Consider the following 17,503-nt stretch of genomic DNA (forward strand, 5'->3'; position numbering starts at 1 on the left):
TATTATATTTTTATTGGTATTTTATTACAAATATTGTATAATTTAAATATACTTTTGAAAAGGGGGGTTGGAATAGATAGACTACTATCTATTTAATTTATTATGATATCAACATCAAAAATTGAATTAAAAGACTTATTAATAAAATCAATACAAGAAGATGAATCCTTTAAAAGAAGTTTTGTTAAGAACCCAGAAAAGGCTATAGAATCTAAATTTGGTTCATCTACTCTAGATAGTATTCTCCTTGATATAAGTAGAGATACCTGTGGATTACTTCATGTGAAAATATCTGATCGTGATTATGTAGATGATCTTAATGAAGATAATAATTGTATCCACTTAATTATGTTAGATAGGGATGAAGATTAATTTTTTTACCAATAATCATTGACATATAAAAATTCTAATTAGGTATATGTATACATATATAATCACGAAATATCCTTTGTATACATAAACTCTCACGCATATATTTAGTATACTTATTTTCATGTTAATAATATTATCAATATAATTTATTGCTTAAGATGAGATACTAAAAAATATATAAAACTTCCTTTAACTAAAAGCAAATGCATAAAAAAGAGAAAGCAGCATGGATATCTTATAATATCCATGCTACTTTTTCTATTTATGACGCTATATTTTCTACTTTATCAAATTCTCTTTTTATATCCATCCAATCATTAACTCTCTTCATATTCTCTATAAGAGGATATCTATTATAATTTGTATCTATTAAAAATACATTTATACCTGATTGAGCTAGTTTAACTGCGTTTCTATATCTGTCCTCTATAAAATAGTCACAGTTAAGTTCCTTTGCTTGTCCCACTTTATCATGTCCACCTACCATGAACAATTTCCCTATGAATCCATTATCATCTAACCATCTTTGACTTACTTCTCTATACTTTTCAGGTCTAGCAGTAACAAAATATATATTATGTTGCTTGCTTAATTCTTTTATTACTTCACTTGCATATGGTCTTGGTACACACTCTCTGTGAATCTGTTCTCCCTTTAAGTCATAGAAAACATCATAATCCTCTTCAGGTATGTTTAGTACCCTACATACGTCGAATTTAACCAATCCCTCTGGTTTTAAATCACTTTTAAAATACTCATTTATATCTTTTAACCAATAATATGGATCCGTTATTGTTCCATCAATATCTACACATATATTTAATCTCATATTTTCCTCCTAAAGATCTTATCCTCTGCTTCGCTAACCTTCTAATGTCTTTACACATTAATTTATAAACATATCAAGAAAAGTCTTCAATATTTTCATAGTTTACATAACTACTTACCTCTTTTTTAATACATTTATTATATATAATTAATATGCTTTAAACAACAAGAAAGTTCTTTCCATACCTTATATTCTATATTAAAAAAATTTAACATAATAAATAAGGTCGATGAAGTTGCTTATTTCACCGACCTATAAATCTTATATTCTCTTAACTCTTATTAAACTTTATAATGGTTTTTTTATTACGTCTATAACTGTACCATCTCTATATTCAACTACAGCTACAATCTCATCTGAAAGCTCTATTGCTTTAGGTTTTCCTGTCATTGATTCAGCTAAGTTCTTTAACTCTTCTATAGTCATAACAGGAAGTCTTGTAGCTTTTAATTTTTCAATTAAATCTGTACGTCTAGGGTTAACTGCTATACCTCTCTCAGTTACAACAACATCTACACTTTCTCCTGGAGTTGTAACAGTTGTAACTCTGTCCTTAATTATAGGAGTTCTTGATTTCACTAAGTTAGTTACTACTATTGCAAGTTTTGAACCAGCAGCAGTATCACTATGTCCTCCAGAACCTCCCATTATAGTTCCATCAGAAGCTGTTGTTACATTTACATTAAAGTCTGTATCTATTTCTGTAGCCCCTAAGATCATTATATCTAATTTATTTACTACCGCGCCCTTATTATGAGCATTACCATACATTGATGATGACATTAACATATGATGTGGATTAGTAGAAATTGATTGAACAGCTTTTAAATCAAAACATTGAACGTCAAATAAACTATTAAATAAACCTTCATTTAACATATCAACGATATATCCTGTTATACCACCAGCTGCAAAGCTTCCTACTATTCCTTGTTCCTTCATTATGTGCTTTAACTCATCTGCAACTGCTAAAGATGTACCACCAGCTCCAGTTTGGAATGACATACCATCTTTAACTAAGCCTGATGCAACCATAACTTCTGAAGCCATTTTAGCTATTTTTAAGCCTATTGGATCCTTAGTTATTTGCGTTGTACCAGATACTATACCAGCTGGATCACCTATACTATCAACTTTAACAACATAATCAACCTTATCTTGAGTTATGTGTATAGGACAAGCTGGGTATGGAACTAAGTTATCTGTTACTGCAACAACAATATCTGCATATTCTGCATCTGCCATAGCATATCCTATAGAACCACATGCTGATTTACCTTGAACACCATTGATGTTTCCGTACTCATCAGCTGTTGGTGCTGCTATAAATGCTATATCAACATGTAAATCTCCACTTTCTAAAAGTCTTGCTCTTCCACCATGTGTATGCATTATAGCTGGATACTTAAGTTCTCCATTAGATACAGCTTTAGCTACTGGACCTGACATGTAAGCTGCATAAATCTTTGTTACAACACCATTTTTCATGTGATCAACTAATGGTGCATGAATTGGGAATATTGAACTTGCTGCAACTGTTAAGTCCTTTATTCCTCTTTTAGCTAATGCATCTATAGCCATGTTTAGTACATAGTCACCATTTCTTAAATGATGGTGGAAAGCTATTACCATACCATCTTTTAATTCTACTTTATCTAATAATGCATCAAAATCTGCAACTAATTTTTCTTCATTTGGAGTAACAGCTTTTACTACTACTGCTGTTTGAGCTTTAACTCCTGAGTTTTCAAAGGCACCTTCAAAAGGTTGAACCTCACCATATCCTTCTATATAATCAGGTAGTTCTCTACCAAGAATATTTTTCATGTTTATCCCTCACTTACTGAATATTTATTAACACTACAGTATAATTTCAACAAAGTTATACACAAAATTGCTAACAAAACACTAAATCAAACCTAAAATTGTTGCTAATTGCAATGTGTTTCTAGCTCTATTTATAACAGGTGCGTCAACCATTTTTCCATCTAATGAGAATACACCTTTACCTTCTCTTTCAGCCTCTTCCATAGCCTCCATTACTCTTTGAGCATGACGGATTTCCTCAGCTGTTGGAGAATATACTGAATGTATAGTATCTATTTGTCTTGGGTTGATTGATGCTTTTCCTGTAAATCCAAGACTCTTAGCTTTAGATGTATCTTTCTTTAATCCCTCAAAATCATTTGTATCTGTAAATGGAGTGTCTATTGAATCAACTCTTAAAGCTCTACAAGCTACAGATACTTTATTTCTTGAGTATAATATTTCGTCTCCCTCTTTAGTTCTCTTAACTCCTAAATCTGATGTTAAGTCCTCTCCACCTAATAAAACACCAACTATTCTACTAGATGCTTTTATTATGTTATATACATTTTCAACACCATAAGCAGATTCTACAAGGGCAATTAATTTTATTCCCCCAACTTCATAACCTTCTGTTTTCTCTATTTCAGTAAGTCTTTCATCAACTTTAGCCATAGCCTCTTCTGTTGCTTTAGGCACTAAAATAGTATCTGGTTTTGCTTTACCTATAACCTCTATATCTTTTTCTGCAAAATCAGTATCTAATGGATTTATTCTTACAACTAATTCTACATTTGAATAATCTACATTTTTAATAGCTTCTCTTACTAAGATTCTAGCACTATCTTTTTCAGTAATACTTACAGCATCTTCTAAGTCTAGAATAATAGAATCAGCCCCTAATATACCAGCATTTTGTAGCATACCCGGATTATTACCTGGCATGAATAACATGGTTCTTCTTAATTTTTTCACAGAACTTCACCTCTTAATTAAAGTAATTTAACTTTCTACGACTTGAATTAGTTACTAGCTGCTCTGTTAACAACTGTTTCAATTCTTGCTTTTATTGTGTAATTTAGTGCACCCTTATCTTGTACTTTTAATACAGCATCTTTTACATCTAATTCTTTTAAAGTCTCTCTTATTACCTTTTCTATTTCTTCGCCAAATTGCTTAATAACTATACTTTCTAGTTCTAATTCAATTCCACCATCTGGATTAGGCATAATCATAACATACATATCATTTGATTCCATTGTTCCAGCCTTAGCAGGTTTTAGTATTTGCATAATCTCACCTCAAACTTCTTAATATATACGCAATCAAAGGGAGAATAAAAATCTCCCTTTAAATATTCTTTTATTAACTATTTCATATTATTTTAAGCTATCTAAGTAAGCTTGTTGTCCTTCTTGATATAAGTTATTACCTTCGCTATCTATAACAACAACTACTGGTAAATCCTTAACTTCTAATTTTCTTATAGCCTCTGCACCTAAATCTTCATAAGCTATTAATTCTGCCTTAACAACTGATTTACCTATTAATGCTGCTGCACCGCCTATAGCTGCAAAGTAAACCCCTGTATTTCTCTTTATAGCATCAATTACTTCTTCTGAACGTAACCCTTTACCTATCATTCCTTTTAAACCGATATCTAAAAGTCTTGGTGCATATGGATCCATTCTATAACTAGTTGTTGGACCTGCTGAACCAAAAGCATTTCCTGGTTTTGTTGGTGTTGGTCCTACATAATATATTATTGCATCTTCAACATCTATAGGAAGCTTTTCTCCCTTATCTAATAAATCAACTAATCTTTTATGAGCAGCATCTCTAGCAGTATAAACTGTACCTGATATAAGTACAGAATCACCAGCTCTTAAATCTTTAACTTTTTCTGCTGTTAATGGAGTTGTAATTCTTTTTTCCATAATTTTTTCCTCCCAATCCCAAATCTCTTATTATAAAGTTCTAGATGCGTGTCTAGTTACGTGGCAGTTTATGTTTACTGCTACTGGTAATCCAGCTATATGAGTTGGATAGTTTTCTATATTTACTGCTAAAGCTGTAGTTTTTCCACCAAATCCTTGTGGCCCTATACCTAAAGCATTAACTTTCTCTAATAATTCTTTTTCTAAGTCTGCATAGAATTCATTTTTGTTTCTTTCATTTACAGATCTCATAAGAGCCTTTTTAGCTAAGTTAGCAGCTCTATCAAAAGTACCACCAATTCCAACACCTACAACTATTGGTGGACATGGATTAGGACCAGCTTCTTTAACAACTTTTAATACAAAATCCTTAACCCCTTGTAATCCATCTGCTGGTTTTAACATTTTTAATTGACTCATGTTCTCAGAACCGAATCCCTTTGGTGCTATAGTTATTTTCAATTTATCTCCAGGAACTATATCATAATAAATTACAGCTGGAGTATTATTTTTTGTATTTACTCTATCTAAAGGATCTTTAACAACTGACTTTCTTAAATATCCTTCTTCGTAGCCCTGTGCTACCCCTGCATTTATAGCTTCATCAATGTTTCCACCAACTATGTGAACATCTTGACCAATCTCTAAGAAAGCACATACAAGTCCTGTATCTTGGCACATAGGCACTTCTTCATTTTTAGATATTTCAACATTTGTTATGATTTTATCTAATATACCTCTAGCAGTATCCCATTTTTCTTCATCTCTAGCTTTTAGTAAAGCTTCTTTAACATCACAGCAAAGGTGATTATTAGCTTCTATACAAAGATCCCTTACTACCTTTGTTATATCTGAAACATGAACTTCTCTCATATTATTTCCCTCCATCAATTGAAGATTCAAATTGCAATAATATTACATATACTTATATTTTCTTACATAACTAAATACTATGCAATATTTATTAAATAAGTTTTAAATATAGCGTAATATCAAAACTTTATTATTCAACTTTAATTTCTTTTAATATCCTTAATTTTATAAATATAAGTGTAGAATATTTATTTAAATTTAAAATACATATATTCTAATAAAGAATTTTCATTGTATTTAGATGTAACATTCATTATAGAATAAATCTAACTATTATAAATGTAGAACATAATTAAAACTTATATATTTATATATTAATTTTGAATAACATAAATGGCAGTTTAAAATAAACCGCCATTTATACTGTAATATCTTATTATTTTCTTCTATTTGCTAAAGCAACAACTCTGTTCATTTCGTTATTTACGATCATGAATCCTTCGTCAACACCCATACCTGGTTTAGCTAAACATTGAGTAGCTCCACAAGCCATAGCTATGTTAGTTGTAATTTCAGCAGATCTGTTAGTTTCGTTACAAGTTCCTCCACAGTAAGAACCTATACCTTTTTCATTACAATATAAGATAGCTTCTGCTATGTTATTTACTCCACCTAAGTCTGGAGTTTTGATTTGTAGCATGTGTCCAGCTTTGTTATCAGCGAAGAATTTAACATCTTCGAAAGTGTTACACCATTCGTCTGCAACTAACTCAACATTTAAGCCTCTTCTATCTATTTCAGCTGTTAAATCTCTTAAAGCTTCCATTTGTTTTTGTCTATCTTCTACGTCCATAGGTCCTTCAATTCTTAATTTGAATGGTTTAGCAGCTTCTGCTAAAGTTTGGATGTAGTCAGCCATTTTGATTGTATCGCAATCAAAAGCAACACCGATTGTTCCATAAACGTCAATGTGGAATACTGGAGCATAACATTCACAGCTTCTTAAATCTTGAACTCTCTTAGTCATCCATTGAACGTATTCTAAAAGTTTTTCTCCTTTAGAACCTAATTTATCTTCAACGTGGTTGATTAAAGCGTGAGGCATAACGTCAGCACCTTTAATAATCATTTTATCTACGTTTTCGTATCTATTATCACCTGATTGAGTAAAGATTGGAATTCTCTTAATCTCTTTACCAGTGTTATATTCTTCTTTAATAACTTCAGCTAAAGTTACTTTTTTAGTTTTTGCAACAGCATCTAATATCGCTTGAGTTATACCATATCTTATAGCTGTATGAAGTCTGTGTCCGTCAATTTCCATCTTATCAAACTCTTCTGCTAAAGCTTTGAAGTTAGTTAATTCTCTTCCGATTAATTTTGGAGCGATTTTCTCGTTAATTACTGGAATGAAATCTTTAGCTAAGAATAATGGATCTCTTCCGCCAGCACCTGAGTATTGAACTGCAGCACAGTCACCAAATGCAACTTGACCATCTTCTAATATTAACATAACAGAGATTGCTTCTCCAGCTTGTCTTATAGCTTTGAATCCTTCTGTTACAGGCTCTCCAACATATGTGAATCCATCATGTCCTGCACCTTTTTTTATAGCTCTTTGATCGTCAAAATAGAAACCAGTTCTTCCTTCTGAACATACAACATCAATAATTTTCATGGTTAAACACCTGTCCTTTTTTATTTATTAATAAAAATTTATTATTGACCGCTTAGAGAGAAAACTCTCTAAGCAGTTATATTTAAGATTAAATTATTTACCTTCAGGTCTTCCGATAAGTACACCTTTACCAACAGCGAATATATCATCAACTGTCATATCGAAACATACTGGTCTACCTTCGTATTGTCCTCTTTCTTCTAATTTCTTTCTGTTGTAATCTTTTAATTCTTGAGTGAATGGGATATTACCAAATTGGTAGTATCTTACTGCACCATTGTTATCTCTAGCTGGCATCATCTTACCATTGTTATATTTACTTGGTGCAAATGGAATATCTAATACTCCAGCTGCGAATGCTTTAACTGCACCTGTTGCTAAATCTCCATGACCTTGTCTAAATGTTTCATCAACCATACACTTAGTTTCAGCTTTGATTATAGCAATTTCAGTTCTTAGTTCTTCAGACATTTGCATTCTTTGACCTTGTAATAAGTTTAATGTAGTTTTTGTAGTTTTGATACCTTCAGCATTAGCTTCCTTAGTTGGGATACCTATAGCTTCGTGTGGAGTCTTAACTATAACTTTAGTTGCTCCAGCAAGTGCAGCTGCAGTTGATCCTAAAGAGATAACTCCAAATGCTCTTGATTCATCAGCTGGGAATCCTCCCATCCATTGGTGGAATACTGTTGTTACATATACATCATTGTAACCATATTGTTTTAAGTACTCTTCACATTGCTCTTCTAATGCTCTAATTGCAGCAACGTCTTGGATTAAGTTACCACATTGTCCGTATCCTACAGTTATATTTTTAACACCTTGCTCAGCTGCTAATAATGCTTCTATTATAGCTACTGCATTTGATGTACTTGGTGGTACTAAAGTTCCTGTTAAAGGTCCGAATGGTTCTCTGTTAATGCTTACTCCATTTTCTTCATAGAAACCAACTAATCTATCACAATATTGCCAATCAGCAATTGTTCTTTCTAATGAGTGGTTTTTAGAATATGGAATGTTGTAAGAAATACCGCCACCTTCATTTGAAGTCCAACCAGCAGCATGGATTATTTCAGTTAATAATCTTGCATCTGGAGTACCGTGTCTAGCTTCTAATGGTAGGTTAACAGCTTCTAAAACTTTTTTACAACCATCTACTCCATGGTTAACTCCTGGGAAACCATTAAGTAATGATCTGCCTGCTTTTTTACTTTCTTCTATACCAACTTCACACTCATCGTATCTGTTAAGTCTTGTATAAGAATCGATTGTGCTAGGAAGTAGATCTGCACCACCTTCATCTTGAAGGAATGTTAATAATTCTATGTGCTTATCTATTAAGGCAACACCAGCTCTTGGTTGTGCTAATGTAACACCTTCTTCTTTAGCTTTAACTAATTTCTTAGCAAAGTTTTTGTGATCTGGTACTGATTTACAGTAATCTATACCCTTTTGAATATCTTCAACTTCTTTACCTGTTGACCATTGAGCTAAAACCTCTTTTCTTACTTTGAAAAACTCTTCTTCAGTCCATTTTTTATTCTTTAATTCCACTTTAAATTCCCTCCTAGCCAATGCTAACTAAATATTTCTTCATTATTCTTACAGCCATATCCGGTAATTCCTGTGCTAACAACCCCATAGCTGATAATATATAAGTTTTATCTAATAAAAATTTAGGATTCTCAGGTTTTAAATATATACCATCAGCTTTATTGTAAGTTCCTGCTTCTAATATTTTATGTGGATTTTCGCTATGAACTAATACCCCACCTGTACCAATCATATACTTCGTTGGTAATAAATCTTTACCAATTTGAGTATAAATAGGACCCATTGGTGTATAAGTACATTCAACTGTACCAACATGTCTTGACATAGCAAGTTCAGTTGCTGTTTTTGCCATAGCCTCATCAAAAGCTATCTCTTCGTGAGTTTCTGGAACCATTTTGATGTTATTATATCTATATTCACAACTACCTGCAACATCTATTTTTCTTTCTTTATCGCCTAAATACTCTCTAAGTTTTCTTGTTCCTGCTGCCTCTAGTAAAGCTACTGCTGAATATCTCATACCAAGATCTCCCTCAACAGTTCTCTTAGCAAAAGGTTCTTCAAGCCCTCTCATAGTCACCCCTGCTTTAGATGGTTCACCATCTGCCAAAGAGTGTATATCAGTTGTAGCTCCACCTATATCAACTACTACTAAGTCGCCAATACCATCTTCTTCGTCTGTACCTAGACTCAATGCCTCAGCTGCTTTTAATACTGCTGCTGGTGTAGGCATCAATATTCCCTGAACAAAACTTTCGGCATTTCCTAATCCTTTAGCTTCTACGATATTACTCATAAAGATTTTTCTTATTTCTTCTCTTGCAGGTTCAACATTTAATGTATTTAATTTAGGCATTACATTTTCTGCAATTCTATAAGTAGTTCCACTTGCATCAAATATTTCCTGAATCTCATCATTAGCTGTTTTATTTCCTGCAACAACTACTGGAACATTCAATCCATGCTCTGCTATCATTTTAGCATTATGGATTATACACTCTTTGTTTCCACCATCAGTACCACCTGCTAACAGAATAATATCTAAGTTGGAGTTTTTAATTTCTTCAATTTCACTTTTAGTCAATTGGAAACTGTATACCTTAAGTATTCTAGCACCAGCTCCTAAGGCTGCTCTCTTTGCTGCCTCGGCAGTTAAATCTGGAACTAATCCTATAGCAACCATCTTTAATCCACCTGCTGCTGATGAGCAAGCTAACTTTCTTACAAAATTAACTTCTTTACCTTCTAATTGTTCTTCTATCTTTTTATAGGCTTTATTAAAACCTATCATTATATCATCTTCAATAGTTGTAATATCTTTAGCCGCAGCTAATATTTCTTCATTTTCAATATCTACAGCAGTAAGCTTAGTATAAGTACTACCGAAATCTAACAATAGATAAGCATCCACTTGTTATTCACCTCTATATTTTACCTATTCACTTCTTTAAACCCTTATCTTAAAGCTCTTAGAAGTTATCTATTTTAAGCTATATTTAAATCTTTCTTTAAGTCTACTATTGTTACTTGGATTGGTGTTCCTGGAGCATAAACTCTGTTATATCCCATATCTTTGAATCTAGCATGTACAGATTCCCAATCTTGTTTACCAACAACTATGTTTCCACCAACATAAAGTAATACGTCCTTTAAGCCAGCTTCATCACATTTTTCTCTTAATCCTCTACAGTCAATTTCCCCGTGACCGTATAAAGAAGATACTATAATTGCATCAGCGTTTGTTTCAACTGCTGCATTTATAAAGTCCTCTTGTGGAGATAAAACTCCAATGTTTACTACATCGAATCCTGATTCTGTTAGTGCGTAATCTATAATCTTATTACCTACTGCATGACAGTCAGAACCTATAACTCCTATAACTACTCTCTTGCCATTCTTATTTTCCATCTTAACAAGGCCTCCTAAAATTTATATATCGTAATTTTAAATATTAACAATCCTATATTTGAAACCCCTTATTTAATTACCAAGTTAGCGCCTCAATCATTTTTGATTTTAATGCTTTAACTGAGCCATCATCTAAGGTATATAAAAACTCTATGAGCTCTTTTTGCTCATCAAGATTTTTGTTTACTATATCAACGTCCTTGTGTCTTCCTGGAGACACAACTATTACATCCTTAGATGCAATGAACTTTTTCAACTCTTTTTCATCGTAGCTATTACTATACTCTACATCAATTTCATCTAATCCTGAGTTCTTTAAAGCACCCTTAATCTTATACATAAATTCTACTGAAATACATACAAAACCGAATTTAGTAGTTGAAGGATATCTAGCTATCTTAACTATTGTTCCTAAATCAGGGTTAATAGCTACCCCTAAAACCTCTTTCTCAAAACCCTTAGTAAGTTCCGTTATCTCATTTACATGGTTAAATGTAGTTATAATAACTTGACTACTATTTAAAATCTCTAAAGTCTTAGGTTTCATTTCTTTAAAATCAGCTATAGTCAATGGAATCACATTCATATTGCATCTCTTACTCAACTCTTTACTGAACATCTTAGCTTGTTCTATATTACATTCTGCGTATACAGCAACTAGCTTGTCCATAAGAATTCTCTTCTTGTCCACTCTTTCATGAACTAACTCTAAGAACTCTTCTGTCTCAATACCCGCCTCTATAGCTTCTTCTAATGCCAAGTCTATAAACTTAGATAACTTATCCTTTAGATCATTATGTTTCCATATACGAGCTTCTTCCTCAACAAAGGTACCCTTACCTTGATAAGATTTAATAATACCCTGTTGTTCTAATTCCTTATAAGCTGAACTTACTGTATTTCTACTTACATTTAAATTACTAGCAAGTTCTCTCTCAGTAGGCATCTTAGATCCAATTTTTATATCGCCCTTCTGGATTTGATCCATTATTTGTTTTTTTACTTGTAAATACAATGGAATACCATTCTTTTTATCTAATACTATATTGATTTTAATCTCCTCCACATTGTTAAGGATTTGCCAAATGGATTAATGGACTAATCCATCTGACATTTTCAATACTACCATAGACTTTTATTAATTTCAATAGCTTTTTTATATTATTTTAATTTTTCTGAATAATTAACTCCAAGCCTTAATCATCAGTGAGTTTTTTAACTTTTTTTTGATATTTTTTATTATATTTTGAGTTTTACCTCCAATTTCCTTACTTTTAAATTGGACTTTTTATTATGTTCCAATAGCTGTTTTTCATGTAATAACTATCACTTTATAGCATATATTCAAAATTGGACTTTTTAGTTTATACCACTATCAACCTTTTCTTCTTCTACTTTAACTTCATATCCTTCAAAATATTGTTTAATTGACTTTGCAAAAGTAGTTGCTAAAAGCTTTTGATAATCTGAATTAACTAAGTTCTCAAGCTCTTTCGGATTAGATATAAAGCCACATTCCATTATTATACCTGGCATTGTGTCATTGCATCTTAAGACTTTATAAGCCTCCTTTGCAGGTTTTGGCAACCTCTTATTTTTTTCATTAACATCCTTCTTTATATTTTCATGGATTATATTAGCCAATTTTTCACTTTCTGGATTATTAGAATACCAAGCGCCAATTCCGCATAACTTAGGATCTTGAAATTTATCTATATGTATACTTATAAACAAGTCACAATTACTGTTTTTCTTCATATTACAACGTTTATTTAAATCTTCTATCTTCTTCTGTCTTACAGTTCCATTATCAGAGTATAGCCCTTCATCACTTTCTCTAGTCATACAAACTTCATAACCCATGGACTCTAATTCCCCTTTCAATAAGAGTCCAATTTTTAAGTTTATATCTTTTTCATTGACTCCTGATTTGGACACTGCACCTCCGTCCATTCCACCATGACCTGGATCTATAAGAATAACCTTTTTATTTTCTTCAGCTAAACAATTAAAACTCATAAAATTTATAGCCAATATTAGTGCACTTATAAATAAAACAAGTCTTCTTCCTCTTGCCACGCTTTTCATCATTTGTCCTCCTAATCTTAAGTTTTCTCTTATAATTTTTTAATTTACACTAAATTAGTTTTCGCAAATCTAATAAATTTATTAATTTTTTAATTGGAAATTTATCGAAACCCATAATATCTCCTCTTTACTTAAAATATTATATTTAAAACCCTCTTTGTTACTTTGATTTAAAAGTCACATATAAAACGGAAAATTTTATTTGAACTAAGGTTGATTAAAATAAAAAATACCTGCAAGGTTATCCTCACAGGTATTTCATTAAATCATATTCTCTCTTTTGGATTTAAATTATTAATAACTATCTGTAGATGCTTGAGCTATATTCATTGAGTGGTCACCTATTCTCTCTAAGTTATTAACTATATCTAAGAACATAGTACCAATTGTAGCATCACATATACCTTTATTTAATCTATTTATATGAGATTGTCTACACTTACGCTCTAAGCTATCAATATTCTCTTCTAATCTAACTACTTCTTCTAATTTATCATAAGTGTTAGTTTCTAACATACTAATACTTAATTCTAAAGACTGTAGTGTAAAATCAAACATTTTTTCAAGCTCTTTTTCTGCCTCTTCAGACATCTTAAGCTTTTTAACTCTTTTTTCACTTGCTAAATCAACTATATTTTCAGCATGATCTCCTATTCTCTCTGCATCATTTATTACATGGAATAGTGAATCAACTTTCGCATGATCTCTATCTGATAAATCTAATTTAGATAACTCTATCAAGTATCTTGTAATTTCATCTTCTAATATATTTATAAGCTTTTCATTTTTGTATACTTTTTCTATTAAATCACTATCTCCTGTTTCAAAGGCCTTCATAGCTAATGCAACATTCTTTTTAGATTTATTAGCCATTCTTTCTATTTCTTTAACTGTTTGACCTAAAGCAATAGCTGGTGATTCAAGTAATCTCTCATCTATGTAAGTTACACCATACTTTTCTTCTTCGTCTTCACCCTTAATAATTTTATTAGCAGACTTAACAAGTACTCCTATGAACGGTAACAGCACTAAAGTGTTACATATATTAAATATTGTATGTGCATTAGCTATCTGTCTTTTAACATCCACTGATCCTATAACTGGTAATTCTGTTACAGCATAAGCTAAAATTCCGAATAAAGGTATAAATATAATTGTACCTATAACATTAAATAATAAGTGGATAATAGCTGCTTTTCTTGCAGTTTTTGATGTACCTATACTTGATAGTAAAGCAGTTACACAAGTTCCAATATTACATCCGAATAAGACTGGTATTATCATATTAATTGTAACAACACCTGTACCAGATAACGCTATTAATATACCAGTTGTAGCTGATGAACTTTGTAAAATAGCTGTCATTCCTAAACCAGTTAAAATTCCTAAGAACATATTTCCATCTAATTTTCTAAGAATTTCTATAAACATAGGTGAATCCTTTAAAGGTCCCATAGAATCCTTCATCATTGACATTCCTAAAAATAATATACCAAATCCTAAAACTATAGATCCTATTTGCTTAATGTTATCCTTCTTAGTAAATAACACTATTAAAGCACCAATACCTATAAAAATTGGTACAAATGCATCTATATTTAAAGCTACAAGCTGACTTGTAATAGTTGTACCAACATTGGCACCCATTATTACTGCAGTTGCTTGATATAGATTCATTAATTGAGCATTAACAAAACCTACTACCATTACTGTAGTTGCACTACTACTTTGAATTATTGCCGTAATTATAGCACCTGTTAAAACCCCTTTTATCGGATTTGATGTTAATTTCTGAAAGAAGCCTTTTAGTTTGTCTCCAGCGGCATTTTGAAGTCCATCCCCCATCATATTCATTCCAAATAGAAATAGACCTAATCCTCCGAACAAACTAATAACCATTTCTAAAGCACCCATAAATTCCTCCTACTTATAATCCCTTATGTACTATGTATTATTTTCATAATTTGCTATCTTTCTTTATTTGCTATCTTGGTTTTAATTTAAATAAGCTTTAATCTATTTATATATTAAAACTTATTACTAACTTTCTAAAAGCATATACTATAATGTTCTTTATTAAGAATCTAAGTTCTATGTTGCTTTTTCTATGTCAAGAATTATAGCTAAATTATAAATTAGGTATAAATATGTAAAATAACTTTCAATATTAATTTCACTTAACAAAGTAAAATCAAGCAAAATTAATGGTTGTAATATTTTTATAATACAAAATTACTAAACTTTTGTTAATACTTTTAAGATATTTTTAACATACTTTGCATCTAAACTTAACATAGATTTAACATAACTACTTTTTATACTTATCTTCCTATTTAATATTTATGCTGAAAATATAATTTAAATCTACATTTCCTTTACCTAACTTATTCTGCATTCATATACTTTACAGAGTTTTAACTCATAAGTTATTTGCAGTTAACACTTTGTATCCTTATAATCCAAAAGATAAAAATTAATCTCCTTTAATTTTTATTTCATTTTCTATATGTACTTCAACTACTTTAAGTATATATACATATATAATATTGTGCTATAAGCTTATATATTATCCATATTTACTGACTATATAAAAAAAGCTCCCTTAAAAATAAGAGAACTTTTAATTTATGTATATTTACTTAAGTTATATTTTCATTACAAACATTACTATAATTATTACTTTATTAACTTATATATATGTCTTTACTACATGTGTCATTTTAGTACTTTTATATTCTCAATAAAATTCTACATTATTAAAGATTCTTCTTTTCTATTTAGAATAGATTCTGCAATATTAGCTGAATGATCTCCAACTCTTTCTAAGTTGCTTATTACATCTAAGAAAAGAGCTCCTCCTACAGCATCACATACACCTTTACTTAATCTATATATGTGAGATGCTCTTAAAGCTTCCTCTAAATTGTCTATTCGTTCCTCAATAACAAAAACCTCATTAGCTTTTTCATGGCTATTAAATTCAAAACCGTCTATAGCAACTTTTATAGAATCCTTAGCATATGTATATATATCACTTAACTCATTAATAGCCTCCTGAGAAAACTTAATATTATTATCTATTTTCTCCTGTGCTAATTCAGTAATGTTCTTAGCATGGTCTCCTATACGCTCAATGTCTTTAACAACCCTAAACATAGACGTAACTAATTCATTATGATGTGGTGAAAGCTCTTTATTAGTTAATTCTATTAAGAAACTAGTAATTTTATGCTCTAAGTCATTTATAATAGATTCATTCTCATAAAGTTTTGATACTAATCCTTGATCATTTTTATTTAAAATCTCCATGCTAGTATCTAGATTTTCTATTGCAATTTTACCCATTCTGCAAGTCTCTTTAACAGCTTGACCTACTGCTATAACAGGTGACTCTAGTAATCTCTCATCTATATAATGTAAGCCCTCTATGTCATTATTAACTATTTCTTCTTTATCCTCTGGTATTATCTTATTAGCAAGCACAACTAAATACTTAATAAATGGTAATAAGATAATAGTATTACCTATGTTAAATACAGTATGTGCATTGGCGATTTGCTTTTTAATAAGCTCTCCTCCAACTGCATGGACTGGTGTTATAGCAACAACAAGTTTTATTAATATTTGCGTTACAGGTATAAATATAATTGTTCCAACTATTTTTATGATTAAATGAATAATTGCAGCTCTTTTAGCATTTTTCTTTGTTCCTATACTTGAAATTATAGCTGTAACACAAGTACCTATATTGCAACCATATAGAATTGGTACTACAACCTCTAAGGATAATACCCCAGTTCCAGATAAGGCTATAAGTATCCCTGTAGCTGCTGAAGAACTTTGTATAATAGCAGTCATAACTACCCCAGTTAATATTCCTAAGAACATATTATTACTTAACTTAGCTATAGTCGCATGAAATACGGCTGAATTCTGAAGAGGTAACATTGCATCCTTCATTACATCCATACCCAAAAATAATATACCAAACCCTAAAATTATATGTCCAAATTCTTTTTTATTTCCTGACTTAGCAAACAAAACTATACAAGCACCTATACCAATAAAAATAGGTACTACACTTTGTAAATCCAAAGTTACTATTTGTGCTGTTATAGTTGTCCCAATATTAGCTCCCATGATAACAGCTGTTGCTTGGTATAAGTTCATTAATTGTGCATTTACAAATCCTACTACCATTACTGTAGTTGCACTACTACTTTGGATTACAGCCGTAACTATAGCCCCCGTTAGTACACCCTTAATAGGATTAGATGTTATTTTCTCGAAGAATATTTTTAACTTCTCTCCAGCTGCATTTTGAAGCCCATCTCCCATTAAAGTCATTCCATAAAGGAAAAGTCCCAACCCACCGAATAGTGCTATGACCATTCCTAAAACATTATTATCCATAAAGTCCCTCCAAAATATAAAACTTTATATGTTATAAATTAATTATCTTGTATGTATAACCAAACTTATTTTGTATGAGTAATAACCTAAGTAATAATGATTTTT

The 17,503-nt window shown here is 31.1% G+C and carries 15 protein-coding genes; 1 reads left to right on the forward strand and 14 read right to left on the reverse strand.

Going from position 1 to position 17,503, the window contains the following annotated elements:
- The first annotated feature begins 102 nt into the window (after positions 1-102).
- Positions 103-372, forward strand: a complete 270-nt coding sequence (locus tag BUA48_RS07940; RefSeq protein ID WP_072831517.1) for a hypothetical protein — start codon at positions 103-105, stop codon at positions 370-372.
- A gap of 262 nt (positions 373-634) precedes the next feature.
- Here BUA48_RS07940 and BUA48_RS07945 read toward each other — a convergent pair whose 3' ends face one another.
- The 14 genes from BUA48_RS07945 to BUA48_RS08010 form a co-directional block, all read right to left on the reverse strand.
- On the reverse strand, positions 635-1,201 hold the full coding sequence (locus BUA48_RS07945) for a 5' nucleotidase, NT5C type (protein WP_072831518.1): 567 nt from the start codon (positions 1,199-1,201) through the stop codon (positions 635-637).
- A gap of 288 nt (positions 1,202-1,489) precedes the next feature.
- The gene (gene citF / locus BUA48_RS07950; protein WP_072831519.1) at positions 1,490-3,028 is read right to left on the reverse strand and encodes a citrate lyase subunit alpha; all 1,539 of its coding nucleotides are present in this window, start codon (positions 3,026-3,028) and stop codon (positions 1,490-1,492) included.
- Positions 3,029-3,109: 81 nt separating this feature from the next.
- Positions 3,110-3,982: an HpcH/HpaI aldolase/citrate lyase family protein gene (locus BUA48_RS07955; protein WP_072831520.1), complete on the reverse strand. Its 873-nt coding sequence runs from the start codon at positions 3,980-3,982 to the stop codon at positions 3,110-3,112.
- A gap of 47 nt (positions 3,983-4,029) precedes the next feature.
- A complete protein-coding gene (citD, locus tag BUA48_RS07960; RefSeq protein WP_072831521.1) occupies positions 4,030-4,299 on the reverse strand; it encodes a citrate lyase acyl carrier protein in 270 nt (89 codons plus the stop codon).
- Between the two features lie 87 nt (positions 4,300-4,386).
- Positions 4,387-4,944, reverse strand: a complete 558-nt coding sequence (locus BUA48_RS07965) for a Fe-S-containing hydro-lyase (protein ID WP_072831522.1) — start codon at positions 4,942-4,944, stop codon at positions 4,387-4,389.
- A gap of 30 nt (positions 4,945-4,974) precedes the next feature.
- Positions 4,975-5,817 carry a fumarate hydratase gene (locus tag BUA48_RS07970; RefSeq protein ID WP_072831523.1) on the reverse strand — a complete coding sequence of 281 codons (843 nt, stop codon included), beginning with the start codon at positions 5,815-5,817 and terminating at the stop codon, positions 4,975-4,977.
- Positions 5,818-6,193: 376 nt separating this feature from the next.
- Positions 6,194-7,435, reverse strand: coding sequence for a methylaspartate ammonia-lyase (locus BUA48_RS07975; RefSeq protein WP_072831524.1), 1,242 nt, complete (start codon positions 7,433-7,435; stop codon positions 6,194-6,196).
- 93 nt (positions 7,436-7,528) lie between these two features.
- Positions 7,529-8,989 (reverse strand): methylaspartate mutase subunit E, encoded by a 1,461-nt coding sequence (locus tag BUA48_RS07980; RefSeq protein ID WP_072831525.1) that lies wholly within the window; start codon positions 8,987-8,989, stop codon positions 7,529-7,531.
- A gap of 13 nt (positions 8,990-9,002) precedes the next feature.
- The gene (gene glmL, locus BUA48_RS07985) at positions 9,003-10,400 is read right to left on the reverse strand and encodes a methylaspartate mutase accessory protein GlmL (RefSeq protein WP_072831526.1); all 1,398 of its coding nucleotides are present in this window, start codon (positions 10,398-10,400) and stop codon (positions 9,003-9,005) included.
- Between the two features lie 74 nt (positions 10,401-10,474).
- Positions 10,475-10,897, reverse strand: a complete 423-nt coding sequence (gene glmS / locus BUA48_RS07990; RefSeq protein ID WP_072831527.1) for a methylaspartate mutase subunit S — start codon at positions 10,895-10,897, stop codon at positions 10,475-10,477.
- A 76-nt stretch (positions 10,898-10,973) separates the two neighbouring features.
- Positions 10,974-11,963 (reverse strand): GntR family transcriptional regulator, encoded by a 990-nt coding sequence (locus BUA48_RS07995; RefSeq protein ID WP_242944320.1) that lies wholly within the window; start codon positions 11,961-11,963, stop codon positions 10,974-10,976.
- Between the two features lie 293 nt (positions 11,964-12,256).
- On the reverse strand, positions 12,257-12,985 hold the full coding sequence (locus tag BUA48_RS08000) for an N-acetylmuramoyl-L-alanine amidase (protein WP_072831529.1): 729 nt from the start codon (positions 12,983-12,985) through the stop codon (positions 12,257-12,259).
- A gap of 294 nt (positions 12,986-13,279) precedes the next feature.
- Positions 13,280-14,899, reverse strand: coding sequence for a Na/Pi cotransporter family protein (locus BUA48_RS08005; protein ID WP_072831530.1), 1,620 nt, complete (start codon positions 14,897-14,899; stop codon positions 13,280-13,282).
- Positions 14,900-15,733: 834 nt separating this feature from the next.
- Positions 15,734-17,398: a Na/Pi cotransporter family protein gene (locus BUA48_RS08010; protein ID WP_072831531.1), complete on the reverse strand. Its 1,665-nt coding sequence runs from the start codon at positions 17,396-17,398 to the stop codon at positions 15,734-15,736.
- Positions 17,399-17,503: the final 105 nt, after the last annotated feature.

Origin of the sequence: Clostridium collagenovorans DSM 3089, assembly GCF_900130005.1 — a bacterium.
Taxonomy (GTDB): Bacteria; Bacillota; Clostridia; order Clostridiales; family Clostridiaceae; genus Clostridium_D; species Clostridium_D collagenovorans.